16 protein-coding genes are annotated in these 19,367 nt (G+C 42.1%); 11 read left to right on the top strand and 5 right to left on the bottom strand.

What is annotated here, in order from left to right; translation table 11 throughout:
- Positions 1-168 precede the first annotated feature (168 nt).
- Complete coding sequence (locus HYS07_03420) at positions 169-804, bottom strand: radical SAM protein (GenBank protein ID MBI1870224.1); 636 nt, start codon at positions 802-804, stop codon at positions 169-171.
- A gap of 227 nt (positions 805-1,031) precedes the next feature.
- On the opposite strand from HYS07_03420, the gene HYS07_03415 reads away from it, so the two are divergent.
- Positions 1,032-1,682, top strand: coding sequence for an endonuclease III (locus tag HYS07_03415; GenBank protein ID MBI1870223.1), 651 nt, complete (start codon positions 1,032-1,034; stop codon positions 1,680-1,682).
- A gap of 106 nt (positions 1,683-1,788) precedes the next feature.
- Positions 1,789-2,661, top strand: coding sequence for a DMT family transporter (locus tag HYS07_03410; protein ID MBI1870222.1), 873 nt, complete (start codon positions 1,789-1,791; stop codon positions 2,659-2,661).
- Between the two features lie 144 nt (positions 2,662-2,805).
- On the opposite strand, the gene HYS07_03405 is transcribed toward HYS07_03410, so the two are convergent.
- Both HYS07_03405 and HYS07_03400 read right to left on the bottom strand, forming a co-directional pair.
- Positions 2,806-5,979 carry a fibronectin type III domain-containing protein gene (locus HYS07_03405; protein ID MBI1870221.1) on the bottom strand — a complete coding sequence of 1,058 codons (3,174 nt, stop codon included), beginning with the start codon at positions 5,977-5,979 and terminating at the stop codon, positions 2,806-2,808.
- A 76-nt stretch (positions 5,980-6,055) separates the two neighbouring features.
- On the bottom strand, positions 6,056-6,646 hold the full coding sequence (locus HYS07_03400; GenBank protein ID MBI1870220.1) for a hypothetical protein: 591 nt from the start codon (positions 6,644-6,646) through the stop codon (positions 6,056-6,058).
- A gap of 366 nt (positions 6,647-7,012) precedes the next feature.
- Here HYS07_03400 and HYS07_03395 point away from each other — a divergent pair, with 366 nt between their 5' ends.
- Both HYS07_03395 and rpoN read left to right on the top strand, forming a co-directional pair.
- Complete coding sequence (locus HYS07_03395) at positions 7,013-7,888, top strand: polyprenyl synthetase family protein (GenBank protein MBI1870219.1); 876 nt, start codon at positions 7,013-7,015, stop codon at positions 7,886-7,888.
- 66 nt (positions 7,889-7,954) lie between these two features.
- Positions 7,955-9,376 (top strand): RNA polymerase factor sigma-54, encoded by a 1,422-nt coding sequence (gene rpoN, locus HYS07_03390; GenBank protein ID MBI1870218.1) that lies wholly within the window; start codon positions 7,955-7,957, stop codon positions 9,374-9,376.
- A gap of 590 nt (positions 9,377-9,966) precedes the next feature.
- Here the strand turns inward: rpoN and HYS07_03385 are convergent.
- Entirely contained in the window at positions 9,967-10,710 is a 744-nt protein-coding gene (locus tag HYS07_03385; protein ID MBI1870217.1) for a 2OG-Fe(II) oxygenase, read from the bottom strand.
- 27 nt (positions 10,711-10,737) lie between these two features.
- Entirely contained in the window at positions 10,738-12,054 is a 1,317-nt protein-coding gene (locus HYS07_03380; protein MBI1870216.1) for an ATP-binding protein, read from the bottom strand.
- Positions 12,055-12,417: 363 nt separating this feature from the next.
- On the opposite strand from HYS07_03380, the gene HYS07_03375 reads away from it, so the two are divergent.
- From HYS07_03375 to HYS07_03345, 7 genes are all read left to right on the top strand, one after another.
- A complete protein-coding gene (locus HYS07_03375; GenBank protein MBI1870215.1) occupies positions 12,418-13,860 on the top strand; it encodes a sodium:proton antiporter in 1,443 nt (480 codons plus the stop codon).
- A 726-nt stretch (positions 13,861-14,586) separates the two neighbouring features.
- On the top strand, positions 14,587-14,751 hold the full coding sequence (locus HYS07_03370) for a hypothetical protein (GenBank protein ID MBI1870214.1): 165 nt from the start codon (positions 14,587-14,589) through the stop codon (positions 14,749-14,751).
- Between the two features lie 378 nt (positions 14,752-15,129).
- Entirely contained in the window at positions 15,130-15,351 is a 222-nt protein-coding gene (locus HYS07_03365; protein ID MBI1870213.1) for a DUF433 domain-containing protein, read from the top strand.
- 15 nt (positions 15,352-15,366) lie between these two features.
- On the top strand, positions 15,367-15,738 hold the full coding sequence (locus HYS07_03360) for a DUF5615 family PIN-like protein (protein MBI1870212.1): 372 nt from the start codon (positions 15,367-15,369) through the stop codon (positions 15,736-15,738).
- 300 nt (positions 15,739-16,038) lie between these two features.
- Positions 16,039-16,839: a hypothetical protein gene (locus HYS07_03355; protein ID MBI1870211.1), complete on the top strand. Its 801-nt coding sequence runs from the start codon at positions 16,039-16,041 to the stop codon at positions 16,837-16,839.
- A gap of 2 nt (positions 16,840-16,841) precedes the next feature.
- Positions 16,842-18,764 carry a HAMP domain-containing protein gene (locus tag HYS07_03350; protein MBI1870210.1) on the top strand — a complete coding sequence of 641 codons (1,923 nt, stop codon included), beginning with the start codon at positions 16,842-16,844 and terminating at the stop codon, positions 18,762-18,764.
- Between the two features lie 252 nt (positions 18,765-19,016).
- Positions 19,017-19,304: a four helix bundle protein gene (locus HYS07_03345; protein ID MBI1870209.1), complete on the top strand. Its 288-nt coding sequence runs from the start codon at positions 19,017-19,019 to the stop codon at positions 19,302-19,304.
- Positions 19,305-19,367 lie beyond the last annotated feature (63 nt).

The following is a 19,367-nucleotide window of genomic DNA, read 5'->3' as shown; positions in this document are numbered from 1 at the left end:
GTCGTCAATCTCCTTCCCTCTGGCTTCACTCGGTTCGTTGCCTCTCCAAGTGCAGAGTTCAGTTCTGAGTCGGTGGTTAGCCTTTACTCAGGCTCCTTATTTCGGCTTGCTTTTGTTGGCTTGCTTGGCGCACTAAACTTTAAACTTTGAACTTTAAACTGTTTCTAACTACACCCCTCTTGCATCAGGATCCCAGATATATTTATGAATTTGAAGTTGCATGCGCACCGCTATATTTTTTTCGAGAATCCAGCTTGATAAAAGCTTCGGTTCAAGCTCACCAAAAACTGGAGAAAATAAAATCTTTCGATCCTGCAAACGATGCTTTTCAATGATGCTGCAAGACCAATCAAAATCATTTTTATCTTTAATCACAAACTTCAATTCGTCCTGACCGGTCAAATGATTTAAATTCTCCCATAACATCGTCTCCATCATACCACTCCCAGGACACTTGATATCCATAATTTTCACAGCCCGGGGATCAAGCTCTGTCACCAAAACGGCGCCACTGGTCTCGACCAAAACCTGACATCCATGACCGAGTAAGGATTTGACTAAAGGAAAAGCATCCTTTTGAGATAAAGGCTCCCCGCCTGTCAATTCAACCAGAGAAAGACCCAAAGATTTTGCGGATTGGACAACCTCACTTACCGTCATCTCTTTTCCTTCTTCGAAGGCATAAGCGGTATCACACCACACACATCTTAGAGGACAACCGGTCAATCGGATAAAAACACAAGGAAGCCCTACAAAACTAGACTCTCCTTGAATACTTTTATAAATCTCATTTACTTTAAGCATTTCTCAAGTTTTTCCTTTGAACTTTGAACCTCAAACTTTGAACTGGTTTTTATCCGTTCACCACGATCCCATGATCCTTCAAATCTTTCAAGAGAGAATGATGAAAATTTGTTTATTTTCTAATTGACTCTAATTCGCACACGTATAAATTAAGATACAGTCTAATTTATGCATGAGCACCCAACTAAAAAAAGTTTTTGGTAGGAAACTTTAATTTGTGAATTTTTATGGACCCCATTGACAAAATCATCCAAATTCTAAAAAAAGAAATTCGCCAGTGGAAAACACCGGCCGTGGGTATTGTGGCCAATGAATCTCAAGATCCCTTTAAAGTCCTTATCTCCTGCCTCATCAGTCTACGAACCAAAGATGAGGTGACAAATCTGGCCTCTCAAAGACTTTTCGCCCAGGCCTCTACCCCTCAAGAAATGCTCAAGCTAAATCCACCAGCAATTGAAAAGTTGATTTATCCTGCTGGCTTTTACAAGACAAAAGCAAAAACAATTCTAGAAATTTCTAAAACTTTACTCACTCAATTTCAAGGAAAAGTTCCTAACAAAATGGACGAGCTACTTAGCCTAAAAGGAGTCGGGCGAAAAACAGCTAATTTGGTCATCACCTTGGGATTTAATCAAGATGGCATTTGTGTAGACACACATGTTCATCGCATTTCTAATCGATTAGGCCTCATCAAAACGAAAACCCCGGACGAGAGTGAATTCGCATTGATGAAAGTTCTTCCTAAGCCTTATTGGAAAATTTATAACGACTTATTGGTTCCTTACGGACAGAATCTCTGTCGACCCATCTCTCCTTTTTGCAGCCTTTGTAAAATTGCAATCTATTGCAAGAAAAGAGGAGTTTTAAGTCATCGATGATCTTTAACAACCGTCCACAGTCCACAGTCCATCGTCCACAGAAAAAAACTTTCTTTAATCTGTTGACTGTCGACTGTGGACCAGGGTCTTCCTTTGTGGTGCTTCAATGAAAAAACATTATTCAAAAATGAATCTCAGTGCTATTTTAATGATCACTTCTTCTTTTCTATTTGCCCTCATGGGCGTTTGCGTCCGTTTTGCAAGCCAAACGCTTCCGGTCTCAGAAGTTGTTTTATTTCGAAGCCTTGTGGGTCTTATTTTAATTCTACCCATTATGATTCTCAAAAAAGCTCGCTTTTTAGGCCAACGTCCGCAGATTCTTGCCACTCGAGGCATCGCAGGGTTCCTTGCACTTAGCCTCTATTTCTGGGCCATTACCAAAATCCCGCTTGCCACAGCGGTCATGCTTAATTATACCTCACCTCTTTTTGTTGCCATCCTTGCCCCATTTATTCTCAAAGAAAAAACGAATTGGAAAATTTTTGCCGTTATTCTTTTAGGATTAATCGGAATCATTTTTGTTGTTGATCCCCACTCAGGAATCAACATTCAAGGTGCCTGGATTGGACTTATTTCTGGAGTTTTTGCGGCCCTGGCTTATCTTTCGATTGGTTCTCTAAGAAGGGATCATTCTTCTCTCACCATTGTTTTTTATTTTATCTGGATTTCAACTGCGTTAGCAATCCCCGTGGCTTGGACCTCTTTTAGAATTCCGAATCTTCTTGAAGCCCTTTACCTAACAGGAACCGGTACCTTTGCAACCCTCGCCCAAATCTTAATGACTGAGGCCTATCAAAAGGGGTCAACCGCAGCGACCAGCGCCTATTCTTCAAGCATTGTCCTTTTTTCCATGATATTGGGAGGATTGATTTGGAAAGAAATTCCAACTATTTTATCGATCGTTGGGGGAGGACTCATTGTGTTATCAGTCATTCTCATCTCTCGATTAGAAAAAACAGAAGTTATGACGACGGATTAAAAGACAGTTTAAAGTTCAAAGTTCAAAGAAAACCAGTTCAAAGTTTGAAGTTTAAGGTTCAAAGAAAAAAAGTTCAGAGTCAAAAGAAAAAGATTTTTAGTTTTAATCCTTTAACTTTGAACCTTAAACCTTAAACTGTCTTTACTATTCCACCACCTTTCTAAAATAAACCGGGGTATCAATATTGGCTGATCCTGTGGTGTTGTTGCCAGACCAAATCCAATGGGCATTGGTGTTCGTGAACCCTGAGACATTAGTCCCCCAGGGAGAACTTCCATAGGCTCCATAGTCTGAGGCGCTCGACCATGCACTGTCATTAAAGGTTTTTGTGTTCCAGCCTGTTTGTTCAACTGTGGAGATTTTCCAGCTCGTGTCTGACACGATGTTGTAGGAGCCTGTCCCACTGAATAATAGCCCCGCTTTATACCCCTTGTCCTCCCCTTCAAAGGCAAGAATATCTCCCGTTTTTAGAGTCAAGGTTAAGGTTTGTGGCTGCGACCAATTGTCATTCGTGGCCATACGTTCTCCATTGAGATAAAAGATGAGATGGTCATCCGCTGTAAATTGCATTGTGGTCACTCCCGTCGGGGTGTTGCTATTTCCAATGGTGAATCGGAAGTAAGCTATGTCTTCATTCTCAAAGTCCCCCACCCAAATCCATTGGGCTGTAGAGTCTATCGTGCTCAGCGTTCCCCAGGGACTAATGCCATTCGAGCCCTTTGAGATGGCGCTCGTCCATGAACTGTCATCATATCCTTTCTGGGTCCAACTAAGATCATTGTACGGTCCCCTCGATCCTTTCCATGTCGGGTTAGTGACGAGGAGGGTTCCATTGTAGTTAATCGATCCCAGAAATCCTCCCATTCCCCCTTGGTCTATGACTTTCACAGCAATGACATCCCCATTCTGGAGGTTAATATCTATGGCTTGGGGTTTTGACCAGTCCCCTCCCTCTCCTATTTTGATTCCATTGACATATATTTCGATACTGTTGTCTCCTGTTTGCGTTAGGGTCGAGTTGGTGATGGTTTTCCTTAACCATATCTCATTGATGTTATTCATGTCCGAGGCCCAAATCCATTTCGCTTGACTCGAGATCGAGCCCAATGTGCCTGAGCTTCCCCACGGAGAGTCCCCAAGATTAGCACTGATGCTTGCATTTCCCCATCCACTGTCATTGTAGCTCGTCTGTTCCCATCCTGAGATGTAATTCGTCGAGAGTTTCCATGTTCCATCCGTAACAATGCTTTTTTTATTTCCGTTTGTGTCTTTCCATATGATTTCTCCTATGACGCTGGCGATCCCTCCTTCATCTTTCCCATCAACCGCGATTGTATCTCCTACTGCAATTGAGGTCGGATAGTGTTTGACGTCTGACCAGTCAGTCCCTGTCAATATTTTTGTCCCGTTTTTGAAGAGTTCAAAGTTGTTGTCGGTACTAAAATTTATCATTCCATTGCGATTGGGGTCGAATGTTGTGTAGAGATAGACTTGGTCGTCATTATACGCATCCCCTGTCCAGATCCAGTTCACTTTGGAATCAAAGGAACTCGATACGGTCGTCCCCCACGGCCCTTCTCCCATTTTATATGTTTCTGTGGCTCCTCCCCATGATGAATGATCATAGGTCAAGCTCTGCCAGTTATTGGCTGCGCTTTTCGCCACTTGCCATGTGAAGTCCGAGACTTGGAGGTTAGTCCCGTATTTTATCTGGCATGCGATTCCTGCAATCCAGCCTGCATCTGTCCCTTGTATCGCTATTGTTCCTCCAGGTTGTAGATTTGCATAGTAGGTCTCGACGGTTGTCCAGTCCCCATCTGATCCTATCTGTGTCCCATTAACGTATAAAATGTAGTTGTTATCGACTGTGATTCGTATCTCCGCCGGATAGCTTGACGCACTTAAGGGGTTTGTTCCTGCCTTGACTTCTACCCCATCATTGTAACTATCATCATCCGTGTCCGCATCATAGGGATTGGTGCCATAGATATTGGTTTCATCGGTATCGGACAACCCATCCCCATCCGAATCTTTTTGTGTGGTCACTGAAACCACATTTGAAATGGAAGAGGTGTTGGGCACTTCGTCTGAAACCTTCAAGGCAAAATAATAAGTTGTACCTTGAGCCAAACCCGTAACCGTGAATGTCTCGGTCGCACCCGCTGATTGAGGACTAGAAAGGCCACTCACTTGAGTTGCAGATGAAAAATTGGAGGCATTGATTGAACTTGTCGAATATCTTAAATCATAGGAACTTGCAGTTCCAGAATTCCCATCATCCCCTGCGGCTGTCCACTGAAGTTTGATCGAATTGATGGTTGGATTACTTGCCGTTAAATTACTCACCGCTGCCGGATTAATTAAATCAACCGTAATCACATTCGACATACCCGATGTATTGGAATAATCATCTGTCGCCTTCATGGCAAAATAGTAGAGCTGACTGTTACTAAAACCTGACACGGTCAAGTGCTGAGTCGTCCCTCCGGAGACCGGAGACGGGGTTCCCGATAGGGAATTGGCACTTGAAAAATTAGAACTGTTGATGGGTGAATTGGACCAACGAATATCATAGGAAGATGCCGTCCCTGAATAGCCGTCATCCCCTGGAGCTGTCCAAACCATATCAATCATGGTCGAAGAAGTTTTGGACCAAGATAAATCACTCACGGTCGCTGGCGCTGTTGTATCTGTACTATAAGGATAAAGATAATCCCGGGCACACAACTCATCCTGAGTGAGGCTATGAGATTGAGTTCCTGACGCAACAGTTGAATTCATAATCTCTTGGCCACTGGCATTCACTGTTTGAAAAGAGCAATTGTAATTTTTCCCTTGATCATCCGCCTGATCCGGATGATCCAGCCCTATCACATGTCCAAATTCATGAACAGCCACTCGCTCAATATCATATTGACCTTTCGAGGGATTGGTAGACCAAGAGTAATAAGAGTTAAAATTAACATAGCAATAGTAAATGGTCTTTCCAGAGATATAAGGCTGAGTATAGGCTAGAACTCCGCCTCCCCCCTGATTTTGAGAATAGACATAAATCTTTTCGTTAGAACCGACCTCGCTAAAATTTAAGGAGGTGTTATTGGCATCCCAAGTTCCAAAGGCATTACGAACTGCTTGAATATTAGAAGAGTTTCCTCCTAAGTAAGACGAGCTAATGCGATAAGGAATGTTTGAGGGACTTTGAAATCGATAGGCGTTGGAAGGACTGACAAAATAAAGAAATGAAAAACCAAAACTATAAACTGCGCCTACAAGTAAAATAAAAAAACTAATGATTAAAATTCTTGAACCCTTTTTCATCCGAACATTTCACCCTTCTGCCCATTAATTTTTTATTTCTTTGAACTTCAAACTGTTTTTCTCTGAACTTTAAACCTTAAACTGTATTACGAATCTCCTCCTCCAACTCCTTTAACTTTATCCTCATCCCCTCTTTTCCTTTTTCCCCTTTTCCGCTTGTTTCATCTACCAATAACAAACCCTTTGCCTCTTTGGCTTGCACCGCGACTTCTTCTCCAGTTTCTTGATCCTTCACAATTCTAAATTTTCCTTGCGAAAACCCAGAGATGACATGCTCTGCGGTCTGGGGCATTTCGGATAAAAACAACAACACCTTCGTCTTATTCTGAAAAGTCGGCGCCCCGGGTACTCTCATGTCCCATTCTCCAATTTTTCCCCCAACTCGACTGACCCTTATCACTTCTCCTTCTTTAACACTCGAACAAGCCTTTAGAATTTTCTCGACTCGAACGTCCAAAGTCGTATTTAACACTTGCGCTCCTTCTCCCTGAGGAATTTCTTCTAACTCTTTATTAATTTCCTCTACTTCCCCGATAACGATTGAACAGGAGTTCTTCGCCAATTCCTTTACGCCCATTTTCAATACAACGGTCGCTGGAAGAGAACTCGAAAAAATGATAAAAGAAAAGATTAAGAAAACCCATCGAAAAAGATAGAACCTCTTCATGTTAACTCCATTCTCCTTATCATCAAAATTGAGGGACCATCAAATTAAAAAACCCTCGCTCCTAAATAACAACATCTAGGACCCGTAGGGTTTTGGGAAAATAATATTAGCCATTTCCTTCATTTTTTAATATAGCGCATCATGAAGAAAGAAACCAGGAAAATAAATATTTTTTTTAGCTAAATCTTTAACTCATTCGTGCAATTGATTTTAGAAAAACAGTTCAAAGTTTAAAGTTTAAGGTTTAAAGAAAAAACAGAGAATCAAAGCAAAGACAGTTCAAAGTTTAAAGTTCAAAGTTCAAAGATTTAAGAGGCGAGGATTTTTTCCTTTGAACTTTAAACCTTAAACCTTAAACTGTATTTTATGAGTCATACCTTTGATCAAAAACGGAAGAAAATTGATGAAGCCCTTGCACACTATCTAAAAGATGGGGGCCAAGAACCTCCCACTCTTTATGAATCGATGCGCTATTCCGTCCTAGCCGGAGGGAAGAGGCTTCGCCCTGTCCTTTGTCTTGCAAGTTGCGAAGCCTTGGGGAAAGATGAAGATTCGGTAATCCCCTTTGCCTGTGCTTTAGAACTCATCCATACCTATTCCCTCATCCATGATGATCTTCCCTGTATGGATGATGACGACTTCCGCAGAGGGCGTCCCACGAACCATAAAGTTTTTGGAGAAGCCCTTGCTATCTTAAGTGGGGATTGTCTTTTAACTTTAGCTTTCGAGTGGATGGCTCAAGCAAAAAATATTCCCCCAAAATTTAAAATCAACGCCATTCAAGAAATTGCCTCGGCTGCAGGGGCAGATGGTCTGGTGGGAGGGCAAGTGGTTGACTTGGCCTTCGAAGGGAAATCAGTCACACCCGAAAAACTTCGCTATATTCATATTCATAAAACGGCCCGCCTTATTGAGATATCCGTTAAAGCCGGTGCACTTCTCACAGGAGCGTCTAAAGAAATCCTTAAAAAATTAAGCCAATATGGCCAATCTTTAGGGCTCGCCTTCCAAATCACAGATGACCTCTTAGATGTTTTAGGAGACGCAAAAAAAATGGGGAAAGCCGTTCGTAAAGATGCTGAATTAAAAAAAGCAACCTACCCATCCCTCTTCGGGATCGAAGCCTCAAAAAAAATGGTCGAAGAAAACATTCAAAAAGCTTACCAATCGATTGAATTCCTTGGGCCAAAAGCAAATACCTTGAAAGAAATCCTTCAGATGGTTCGAGAAAGAGAAAATTAATTTTTCCTTCCAAAATCCAGGCAAAATGGCATTAAAAATGCTATAATAACCCTTGGAGATCTTTTTATGGCTATTCGACTCGAACAAGTTCAAAAACAAACTCAAAAGCTCGTCATGAGTCCTCAGATGCAGCAAGCCATCCACTTTCTCCAATTACCCATGATGGAACTTTCGACGCTGGTCCAGCAGGAAATGACGGAAAATCCTGTTCTTGAAGAAATTGATCGAGAAGAAAATCTAAACGATGAAAAAGAAGCCACAGATCCTAAGGACCCTGAAGTTGATTTTGATGATGAATTCAGTCGTTTAGTCGAGATGGATGACGAGTGGAGAGAGTATTACCGCCAAAGTGGAAGCTTTTCTCGTCTGAGCGAAGATGACGAGAAGAAAAGACGTTTTTATGAAGAATCCATCACCCACCCTGAATCACTTGAAGAACATCTTCTAAAACAGTGGAGGGCCTTTACAAATCAGGATGGAGATCTGTCAATCGGAGAATTGATGATTGGGAATATTGATGAAAATGGTTATCTCACAACCTCTCTTGAAGAACTGGCGCAACTTTCCGGAAAATCGATTGAGTCGCTTGAAAAAGCCCTCCAAATGATTCAGACATTCCACCCCGTTGGAGTTGGGGCACGAAATCTAAAGGAATGCCTGCTCCTACAACTCGCCCGCCTCGGAAAAGCTGGAAGTATCGAGGCAAGAATCGTTGAGAGTCAATTAGAGGAACTTGGAAAAAGAAATTTTGCTCAGATTGCTAAAATACTTAATCTCCCTTTGAAAGATGTTCAAAAGAGAGCGGAAATGATTGGGACTTTGGAACCCAAACCTGGACGAATTTTTGACCAGGAGCGTACTCAATATGTGACTCCCGATATTATTGTAGAAAAAGTCGGAGATGAATTTGTTGTGGTCCTGAATGATGAACGCATTCCCCATTTAAGAATCAGCCATCTCTATCGAGGCCTGATGGGAGATAAAGGTCTTGAATCACAAACAAAAGACTATATTCGTCAGAAGGTCAAGAGCGGAAAGTGGTTGATTAAAAACATTCAACAGCGTCAACAAACGATTTTTAATATTGCTCAAACCATCGTCAAAGAACAGCAAGGTTTCTTCGAACACGGCGTCTCCTCTTTAAAGCCTTTCACCATGCAAGAAGTAGCAACACTGATTGGAGTTCATGAATCAACGGTTTCTAGAGCCATTGCGGGAAAGCACATGTCGACTCCGAAAGGACTCTTTCAAATGAAGTATTTCTTTACGCCTGGATTTCAGACTCAATCCGGAGAAGATATTTCTACAACCAATATTAAGGAGACGGTAGGGGAATTGGTTGCAAAGGAAGATTCCCTTCATCCTTTAAGCGATCAAGAAATGGTCGCAACCTTAAAATCAAAAGGAATTGATGTCGCGCGGAGAACCGTTACTAAATATCGAAAAGAATTAAAAATTCTGCCGTCAAATTTGAGAAAGAAATATTAAGTCTTTAACTCCCCTAACCCCTCTTAAATAAGAGGGGAATCACCTCTGCATCATCTTTTTTCTCTCCCCTTATTTAAGGGGAGGCGGAGGGGTTAGTTTTTTATTCAGTGACTTTAAAATTCCGAAATCCGCAATCCAAAATCTGCAATTGAACTGAGCCACCTGTCGGGATTAGCCGACGACGTCGTCGCCAACTTCGTTGCCGCCTCCCGTGAAAGGCAACCTCACAGTTTCCTTTCACGTGCTTTCCTTCCCTAATAAGGAATTGATTCTTAGGGGAGACCAACTGTTCTCCCCTGTCCACCTCCGTTTCACTCCGGTGGACTCCCCTCTCGTCGTCGGTTCATTGCTTTCTTCTTCGACCTTTGAACCTTCAACTCTAAACATTTTTCCTTGAATGAATACCCAAGGAGCTGGCCCGCATTTCTCATCAGATTTCGTGAATGAAAAACTTTTGAGAAGGTACATTTTTAAATTTTGATTTGTCATTTTGATTTTTGCATTTTGATTTTTGATTTCTATTGCTTGCCCATTTGTACAAGATTTTATTGCTAAGAGACTAACAACCTAGATTGATACCATGAATTTGTCTAGGACTTTTTAAAAATCTGAAAAAGTGATTTTACACCAAAATAGGCAAAGGCGTCTTTTAAATTTGAAAAAAGTCTCTTGGCTTTTCCCATTTCCTGACTCGTTACATATTCCATTGTAAAAACAATACGGCGTTCCCCTTCTTTGCTCGGGCTTACCGCATGATAAACCTTATCTCCATTAAAAATCACCATGGACCCTGGAAGGGTGTCCAACACTACATCTCTAGGAAGATGCCCCTCTTGCCGCGTATGAAGCCGGCATAAAAGCCGACTGGAGGATTGCTGAACCAGCCCAATTAAAACAGTATATCTCGCTCCCTTATAATAAGAAGTATCGTAGTGATATCCAATATGATCCCCACTTTGCGTATAGTAATAAAGGGCACAGCCATGGGGATCCTCTCGAGGACAAAGTTTAAGATCTTTCTTGACCAAGCGACTTAAAAACAAACGGAAAACCTCTGAATGATAGAATTCAAAAAGGGCGGGGCCTCGCTGGGCAATTGCAAAATGACTGACGCTCCCTCCCTTTTTATGTTTCGGAATATAATTTCGGTTCAGCTCTCGACTCAAATTTTCTGCATCACTCACCCAAGGCGATATCGTTTCCAAAGGCAAAAAATCAGGGATAAAAACACATTCGTCCTCGTCCCAATACTCTTTAAAAACTTTTTCAAAGTCTAAAGATTGAATCGCTTCTTCCACAGACTGAGATATTGAAGTGGTATTCACTGAATTCAAATGGACCTTTTATTTGAGAAATCCAGACTAAACGTATCCTGTCATGTAAAGAGGATAGTGGCGAACAACGCCTCGGGTCTCTTTTCTGAAAGGTTGAGCACTGAGCTTGATCGCCGTTTTGGGAGAATATTTCAATATGAACTGCGCCAAACTCTTGGCCTGCGTTCGAATTCCTGATTTTACTTCAACTGGAACAATTTCTCCTTTTATAACCCTTAAAAACTCAATTTCAGAGTTTCTCTCCTCCCAAGCATGAAGAGGCGAATACCCTTTGGCAGTCAATTCCTGAGCAACGAAATTTTCCGCGATAAAACACTTCATAAGGCCGTAGTCCTGAGCAAGAATCGCATCGGCCGGCAAATCTAGCATGCACCCCAATAAGCCGATATCAAAAAGGTAAAGCTTGAAAATATTTTCCTTGCAAAAAGATTCCAGGGGTAACTCAGCTCTGATGCAAATCTTCACCTTGAGGATGAGCCCAGCCTTTTCAAGCCAGTGAATAGGCCCCCAAAAATCTGCATATCCTCTTCTCCTGGGAATCACATCGCGAAATCGATAACGCTGGACAGACCCATCGAGAGAGCGAGAAAGCTGCAGAGGAATATTTTCAAACACCGAAACAATATGCATCGCATTGACATTGCCCGAATGCTTCGCAAAGTCCTTGTGAAAACTATCAACCAAATCAGATTGGGTTTTTCGGACCAACTCGACCATCGAATAATTTTCCTCCTTGGAAGAAAGATAGGAAAGAATAGCTGAGGGCATCCCACCCGTAAAATAGTAATGCCTTAAAAAAATCATCAAGTGATCATGAACAACTCCAGGAATATGACCCTTTTCGATCGCCTTATCAAGTTCATTTAAAACCCTTTCATCGCCTTGAGCCATGAGAAATTCTCTGAAGGTCAGAGGATAGAGATTCATAAATTCAACCTTGCCTACGGGGAAGGACTCACGTGAAAGACTAACCCCCAGAAGAGACCCTGCCGAGCAAATGGCAAGATTGCCCATCTCCTCACAAAAATATTTCAAGCTATTGAGGGCCTTCGGACATTCTTGAATCTCATCAAAAAAGATAAGATCGGTCTTAGGATTAATTGCTTTTTTGAGCCAAAGCGATAGTTCTGAAAGAATTCTTTGGGGAGCTAAGTCAGGTTCAAAAATAGAAGAAAGCCGTTTATCCTTCTCAAAGTTAAAATAATGGAGGTTCAAAAATTCTTTTTCGCCAAACTCCTTCAAAAGGTAAGTTTTTCCGACTTGCCTTGCCCCCTTTAAAAGGAGAGGCTTACGCTTCTGAGAATTTTTCCAGTCAATTAGATTCGCATAGAGTTCTCGCTTCATATTTAATAAAGTATGTTAAATATGAATTTTTTGCAACGACTTTTTACATTTATATCAATATTTATCAATATTATTATCTGAATCATCTTGACTTCTCTAGTGATATTCTGTTCTAGTTTAGCTCATCCAAGAGTCTCTACCTTTCCTAGCCCCTCCTTGCTATGAGAGTGAAGCTCATTTTGTAGTCGCCCCATTTATGGGGCTCACGGGCTGCCCGATTCATCCCCCCACCCAATCCATCCAAGGTGGCGGGATTGTTTAGCAGTCAACGCACGGGTCATAAGCTTATGAACGTGCTAAAGATAACAACTGGATTGGTGGGGGGATGAATCGGGCGACTACAAAACAAAGAAAGGCGCAAAAATGTTTTTAGCAAAAAAAATATTTTATCTGTTTCTTTTTACCGTTCTAGGAGAACTTGCTCCCTCTACACTCTTCGCCTCGACTGAAAACCATCCAGTCGATTTAGGAACCGTTTTACCCGCTTGGAGTGGTCTTCCCTTTGTAGGTATTCTTCTTTCCATCGCCCTTTGCCCTCTGGTCACACCCAAATTTTGGCATCACCATTTTCGAAAAGTTGCCATCGGCTGGGCATTGGCTTTCGCAATACCGTTCTTGATCAAGTATCATGAAAATGCCCTTCATGAAATTCTTCATACCGCTCTCATCGATTACATTCCCTTTATCATTTTGCTTGCGACCCTTTTTACCATTGGAGGAGGGATTTTTTTGCGGGGGAAGCTGGATGGTTCACCCAGAATTAATTTGATTTTACTGATTGTTGGGACCCTGTTTGCTTCTTGGATCGGGACCACTGGTTCCACCATGCTTTTCATTCGCCCCCTGCTTCGGGCGAATCGTCATCGCCATCACAAGACGCATACCCTCATCTTCTTTATTTTTTTAGTTGCGAATGTCGGCGGCTGTTTAACCCCTCTGGGCGATCCTCCGCTATTTTTGGGATTCTTACACGGCGTCCCTTTTTTCTGGACCCTTTCCCTATGGAAAGAAATGTTGTTTGTCTCGATTTCTCTTCTTATTCTTTATTTTCTGATGGACACTTACTTCTGGAAAAAAGAAGAAGCAATTGTTCGAGAAGTTTATGACAAACATCACGAAACGCTCGCCGTTCAAGGCTGGCACAATTTATTTTTACTCGCTGGGACACTTGCAGCTGTCATTCTCTCCGGAGTTTGGCATCTGGGCTCTGTAAAAATTCTTGGGGTGGAACAGACGATCGAGAATTGCTTACGGGATGGATTTCTTATTCTCATGTTGACCCTCTCTTGGCTTACCACGCCTCACAGCATCCGAGAGGGAAATGAATTCTCATGGGGACCGATTAAAGAAGTCGCCATTCTCTTTATCGGCATCTTTATAACGATCATTCCCGTTTTGGCCATATTACGAGTTGGGGAAGAAGGTTCTATGGCCTCGGTCATTCACATCGTCAAGGGACCCGCTCACTTTTTTTGGGCCTCAGGCATTCTTTCCTCCTTTTTGGATAATGCCCCAACGTATCTTACTTTTCTTTCAACCGCTCTGGGGCGTCTTTATCCCAGTCTTTCCGAGCATAGCGCCATTATCAAGTTAATCACTGAAAACCCCACTTATCTCCAAGCCATTGCCCTGGGCTCCGTTTTTATGGGGGCCAATACCTATATCGGCAATGCACCCAATTTTATGGTGAAGTCAATTGCTGAAAGCTCAGGGGTAAAAATGCCTTCCTTCTTTGGATATATTTTCCGCTATTCTTTATTAATCCTCATCCCTATCTTTCTTCTCACCACCTGGATTTTTTTCTAATTTGTCTAGCCCGAATATCTCATCACATTTCTACTCAGAGCGCCAATTCCACCTCGTCTCTGCGTGCAAACTCAGGTCTAGCCCTGCTCAACGTACTGTAAAGTACGCCTCACACGGCCTCGGTCGTGCAACCTCCCCTCCAAAGCGGACTCGGGCGGTCTCGCTCAAGAAATCTGACGAGAAATCCGGGTTAATGATCTTGTAAATCTTTTGGAGAAAGAAGTAGTGATTAGAAACGGCAAGGGGAAAAAAGTAGTCTACTCACTTGCTTAGATGATGCGCGCAATATAGGAGTGTTGAAATTTATCGAATGCGACGCTAAGTACACCCGTTCATAAATACGATTGTGTATTTGTGAAACAAAGTACTAAGCATGCGGGGGCAGGAAGATCAAGCTTTTATCGGATGATTATTTTTTGAACATCAGTGGCTATCTTTTCCCAGGTAAGGCTGAGGATAGGCCCCGCACAGGAAAGATTTAGGGTCATTGATAAACGGTGGAAGATATATCAGAAGGAGATCTTTGAAGTTGACCCAGGGGGAGACCTAAAGTGATCTTATTTTTGTTTGATGAAGAATAAAGGGAAGGCAACGATGGCAATAATAAGCTTGATTTTAATTAAATTTAGCCTATGATTGCCTAAGGAGTCACTCATGCGCTTGTTTTTATGTTCTTTATGGCTCATAACGGCCTAAAAATATGACTTTTTATGAATGTTCACGGTTATGAAATTATCAACTATTCGTGAACAAAGTAAGGCTCCCGAACTGGATGTCGGGAGGGCTGCTACGCTGATTAATACAACTGATCCTGCTGCTGCACGTATCAAACAAACCGAAGTCTACCAACAGGTGATTCCGTTTGTGGAGAAAATCGCTGTGAGTTTTTGAGCATGCGGGAAAAAGGGGCCAAGATTTTTAAAAAGACTGTTTCAAAAAAATGGATTTGGTTCTCTACCGCAATGTGTTAGCCTATTTAGAATGTGGATCGTATTTGGGATTACGATGCGAGCGCCTTGGATCAAGAGCAAGAGATGACCATGATATGGATATCTTGACCAACAATCAAAAATATCTGCTTCGGCTTTAGCAATGACAACTTTCTATCGCGGGATTTGGGTGAAGCGAGGAAAGGTTTTGTATGACAAAGGCTGATGCCACAGCAACCAAGGCATGGTTTGCCAAGATTTTTGATAAATTGTTTTGATAAATTGTTAAAGACTCGATACCCTATGTGTTAATGCTAGAAAAGGAAAAGAGGGAGTAAAAATGACGATATTCAACCGAATAACATTTGATTCCGAGATAATGGGAGGAAGGGCTTGTATCCGTGGGATGCGCATTCCCGTCTCAGTGGTTGTGGGACAGATAGCACACGGTGCAACTACTGAAGAGATTCTTTCCGACTACCCTGATCTGGCACGTGAGGATATTCAGCAAGCTTTGGAATATGCGGCCTGGCTGACTCAAGAACAAATTCATGCAATATAAATCATCCCCGTCCGAATGAAATTTCTAGCCGACATGGGAGTCTCTTGGCGTGTTATCGATTGGCTTCGCTCTCAGGGCCATGATGCGAAACATTTGCACGAAGAGGGACTGCAAAAATTATCAGACAAGGACATTTTTTCCAAAGGAGCTTCAGAAGGAAGAATTATTCTGACTTTCGATTTAGACTTTGGAGAAATAGCGGCCTTCTCAACAGCAGCTAATGTCTGTACCATTGTATTTCGCTTGCACAATACGATTACCCCTCATGTGATTGACCGACTGGCTTCGGTGCTGTCCGATTGTTCCCAAGAGCTACAAACCGGATCCATCATTATTGTGGAAGAGCTTCGGCACCGGATAAGACATCTTCCTATTGGCCGCTTTTGACAGCAATGATCACCATGGGCTTTTGGAGTGTGTAGATAAAGAGGTAAGGATTTTCAAGAGGCGTATTTCTGATTTCAAAATTAAACTGAGATTGTTTAAAAAGGGGCCAAGATTCTTAAAAAGACTGTTTCGAAAAAATGGGCTTGATCCTCCGCCGCAATGTGTTAGCCTATTTGGAGCCCGATGAATCGGGCGACTACAAAAAAACATGATGGAAAGAACTTTCATCGCACGTGATAATCTCGAAGGATTATTGAAATTGGTATATAAACGGTGGAAGATGTACAGGAAGGAGGCGTCATGATGATAAAGAGGATTTTATTGGTTTTTTGGATTGTATTTTGGGGGGTCTCTTTTGCAGATGAGTTGGAGATAGAAAGAAAGGAATTGCAGGGTCTGTTTATTACAGAGAGGGCATCCTCACAACAGGAGAAAGGCGAATGGCAGTTTAGAGGAGATTTTGAATATCGCAGGGATAACGAAATTGAGCTTAAACAATATCGAGTTCCTATCGAGTTAGAATATGGAATTGTGGATTGGCTAGAGCTAGATCTGGCAATTCCCTATGTATGGCAGGAAGAAGAGGGTGAGGATACTGATAGTATCGGGAATCTAAACGCCGGGGTAACTTTTCTAGTGGTGAGGGGAAATGAGGAAATTCCTTACGTCTCGGTAGGCTTTGAGGTGGCATTTCCAACGGTCCAGGAGGATCAGGATATTGCTGATGAAGAAGAACAATATACCTATGAAGGTTTTATCAATATAACGAAGTCCTTTGAATATTTGGTTATCGATTTAAACTTCGCCTATAGCCAATCTCGAAATGGTGAAGTTGAGGAAGAATTAGAATATAACATTGGCGTTGACTTTTTGATCGATAGGATTTTAGGAAAGGATCATCTGATCGGGTGGCATTGGATTACAGAATTTAATGGTGAAAGTAATCTAAGTGAGGACGTCAATGCGTTCTATCTAACCCCAGGTATAAAATATGTAACCAAGGCAGGCCTGGAGCTAGGTCTGGGTGCGCCCATAGGCTTGGTTGATGAGGCGGATGATTATAGGATAATCGGTTCACTAACCTATGAATGGGGAGGGTGAAAATGAAGATTTCATTAAAGATTATTATCAGTGTCGTTTTGGCATTGGTTATAGTTATGGCGATAGGCGCCTATCTCATGAGCCAGAGCCAGGCAAGATTCTTCACCCATCAGATGAAACAGGAAGCAGATATTATTGCTGATGCCCTGGAGCATACATTGGTCAAGGTCTCTACAGATGACTTTAGGAATAAGGAGTATATGCAACAGATTACTGAAGAATTAGGCAAGACTGTTGGGGTGGGCCAGATTGAGGTCTATGATTTAAATAAGGTTGTTATTGCAGATACAGATAGAGAAGAGATTGGTGAAGAGACTACTGGAGAGGATGCCGCAGATGTGATGAAGGTGATAGAAACTGGAGAGCCAGTAACTGGTACAGAGATGAAGGAAGGAAAAGAGGTTTATACCAAATGCTTCCCAATATATGTAGAGAAGGAACTTGTAGGGGTAGCTGAGGTAACGATGGACCTAGAGGCGATAGAAAAAGAACTTACTATTAAGGAGCAGGCAGAGATTTTATCTACCATTGTGCAGTTAAATCTGCAAAAGATTATGGCTGATAAAAATAATAATGCTAGTTATCTTCAGATGCTAACAGAAAATCTGGGGAAGCAGGCAGGGGTAGATCAGGTAGAGATATATGACACTACTAGAAAAATAATTGCTGATACAGATAGGGATGAGTTGGGTACGATTGCAGGGTATGAAGATGTAAAGGAAGTACTTGAAACAGGTAAGAGCTATGCGGGCTTTGAAATAATGGAGGGTAAAGAGGTTTATAGTAAGACACTTCCTATTTATACGAAATCGGGCCAGAAGGAAGAAATATCCGTAGTAGAGGTAGCCATGTCCGTTCCTTACATCCAGGGCCTGATTGCTTCTGCCAGAAATGGAATAATCTTACTCGCTGTATTCATCGTTCTTGCTATAAGTGTGCTCATTATTTTCTTATTAAGAAAAAGCGTCATTTCGCCCATTTTAAATTTGGCTGGGGTGACCAGGATGATTGCAGGTGGAGACTTGACTAAACGTGCAGAGGTTAAGGCAAAGGATGAAATTGGGGATTTAGCTTTTTCATTTAATCAGATGACTGATGAGATTCAGAAGAGAAACGAAGAGCTCCAAACAATGAATGAAGAGCTGCGGCAAACTAATGAAGAGCTAGAAACTTCCAACGAAGAACTACAGCAGACTACAGAGGAATTAGAGACTTCAAATGAGGAGCTTCGGACAACACAGGAGGAATTGGTTCAGAAAGAGAAATTAGCCGCCGTGGGTCAGCTTGCGGCAGGTGTGGGCCATGAACTGAGAAATCCATTGGGGGTCATTAAGAATGCCGTTTATTATATTAAGAGTAAGGTTGGAGAGGAAGACCCCAAGCTGGCCAAGCATCTGGGGATTGTTGAAAGAGAGATTGCTAATTCCAATAAGATTATTTCCGATCTATTGGGTTTCTCCAGGACACGTAAACCTGAGTTAATACCGATAGATGTGAATGAGGTTGTAGAAGAATCCATTGCTGTAGCCAATGTGCAGGAAAATGTGAAGGTGATTAAAAATCTTCTTCCAAGTTTGCCTAAATCATCAGCGGATAGAGATCAACTGAGGCAGGTGTTTTTAAATATCATTCTGAATGCTTGTCAGGCTATGCCCCAGGGAGGAGAGTTAAAAATATCTTCTAGGCTCAATAAGGCCGGACTGAAAGGAAAAGATTGCCTGGAGATTGAATTTGCCGATGCCGGAACGGGTATTGCTCCTGAAGATATCAAAAAACTCTTTGATCCGTTTTTCACCACCAAGGCCAAGGGTATTGGACTGGGTCTAGCCGTAAGTAAGGGCATTATAGAAAAACACGAGGGGGATATTGAGGTAAAGAGCGAACTTCATAAGGGGACAACCTTCATAGTTAAATTGGGGGTGTGAAGGAGAGGTTACACGAGGTTACAGGAGGTTGCACGATGTTACGAGCCCTTCCCCTCTTTCAAGCTTGTGTAGTCGCCCGATTCATCGGGCAATTCATGCGAGGGGTAAGGCGCCCCATAAATGGGGCGACTACAAAATGTATATTTTCAGGTGAGAGGTTGAAGTTTTATCAGGATATTTGCGAGATACGCAGGTTTATTTATAAGATTACGGAACGGTTTATAAAAACACATATGCGATTGGTTTCTTGAGATGAGAGACGCGGCTCGTTCGGCTAAACAAAATATACGTGAAGGATACAAAAAGGGGACTCTCGGAGAATTTCTACATAGCATTAATATCAGCAGAGGTTCATTAGAAGAATTGAGTGGAGATGTTGAAGATTGTCTGGAAGATGGTTTAATGAGTACTGAAGAATTTGAGAAATTTGGAGGATTATTTCGAAGTGCTGATTATCTATCTTCTCAGTACATTAAATCACTTTACAAAATAAAATCCAATGGTACATGGAAAGTTCCGAGAAAAGCGGTTGCAACATGAGGTTACATACGGAGGTTACATACGGAGGTTACATACGGAGGTTACAACATGAGGTTGCGGGGA

This window comes from Chlamydiota bacterium, from assembly GCA_016178055.1.
Taxonomy (GTDB): Bacteria; Auribacterota; JACPWU01; order JACPWU01; family JACPWU01; genus JACOUC01.
The sequence above is the reverse complement of the archived record's forward strand: the minus strand, read 5'-3'. Positions and strand labels throughout refer to the sequence as shown.

Excerpts from the sequence above, each read along its gene's own strand:
- HYS07_03355 (MBI1870211.1), top strand. The coding sequence starts at position 16,039 with ATGATGATAAAGAGGATTTTATTGGTTTTTTGGATTGTATTTTGGGGG.
- HYS07_03400 (MBI1870220.1), bottom strand. The coding sequence starts at position 6,646 with ATGAAGAGGTTCTATCTTTTTCGATGGGTTTTCTTAATCTTTTCTTTT.
- HYS07_03370 (MBI1870214.1), top strand. The coding sequence starts at position 14,587 with ATGAAATTATCAACTATTCGTGAACAAAGTAAGGCTCCCGAACTGGAT.
- rpoN (MBI1870218.1), top strand. The coding sequence starts at position 7,955 with ATGGCTATTCGACTCGAACAAGTTCAAAAACAAACTCAAAAGCTCGTC.
- HYS07_03380 (MBI1870216.1), bottom strand. The coding sequence starts at position 12,054 with ATGAAGCGAGAACTCTATGCGAATCTAATTGACTGGAAAAATTCTCAG.
- HYS07_03360 (MBI1870212.1), top strand. The coding sequence starts at position 15,367 with ATGAAATTTCTAGCCGACATGGGAGTCTCTTGGCGTGTTATCGATTGG.
- HYS07_03395 (MBI1870219.1), top strand. The coding sequence starts at position 7,013 with ATGAGTCATACCTTTGATCAAAAACGGAAGAAAATTGATGAAGCCCTT.
- HYS07_03350 (MBI1870210.1), top strand. The coding sequence starts at position 16,842 with ATGAAGATTTCATTAAAGATTATTATCAGTGTCGTTTTGGCATTGGTT.
- HYS07_03415 (MBI1870223.1), top strand. The coding sequence starts at position 1,032 with ATGGACCCCATTGACAAAATCATCCAAATTCTAAAAAAAGAAATTCGC.
- HYS07_03410 (MBI1870222.1), top strand. The coding sequence starts at position 1,789 with ATGAAAAAACATTATTCAAAAATGAATCTCAGTGCTATTTTAATGATC.
- HYS07_03375 (MBI1870215.1), top strand. The coding sequence starts at position 12,418 with ATGTTTTTAGCAAAAAAAATATTTTATCTGTTTCTTTTTACCGTTCTA.
- HYS07_03365 (MBI1870213.1), top strand. The coding sequence starts at position 15,130 with ATGACGATATTCAACCGAATAACATTTGATTCCGAGATAATGGGAGGA.
- HYS07_03420 (MBI1870224.1), bottom strand. The coding sequence starts at position 804 with ATGCTTAAAGTAAATGAGATTTATAAAAGTATTCAAGGAGAGTCTAGT.
- HYS07_03405 (MBI1870221.1), bottom strand. The coding sequence starts at position 5,979 with ATGAAAAAGGGTTCAAGAATTTTAATCATTAGTTTTTTTATTTTACTT.
- HYS07_03345 (MBI1870209.1), top strand. The coding sequence starts at position 19,017 with ATGAGAGACGCGGCTCGTTCGGCTAAACAAAATATACGTGAAGGATAC.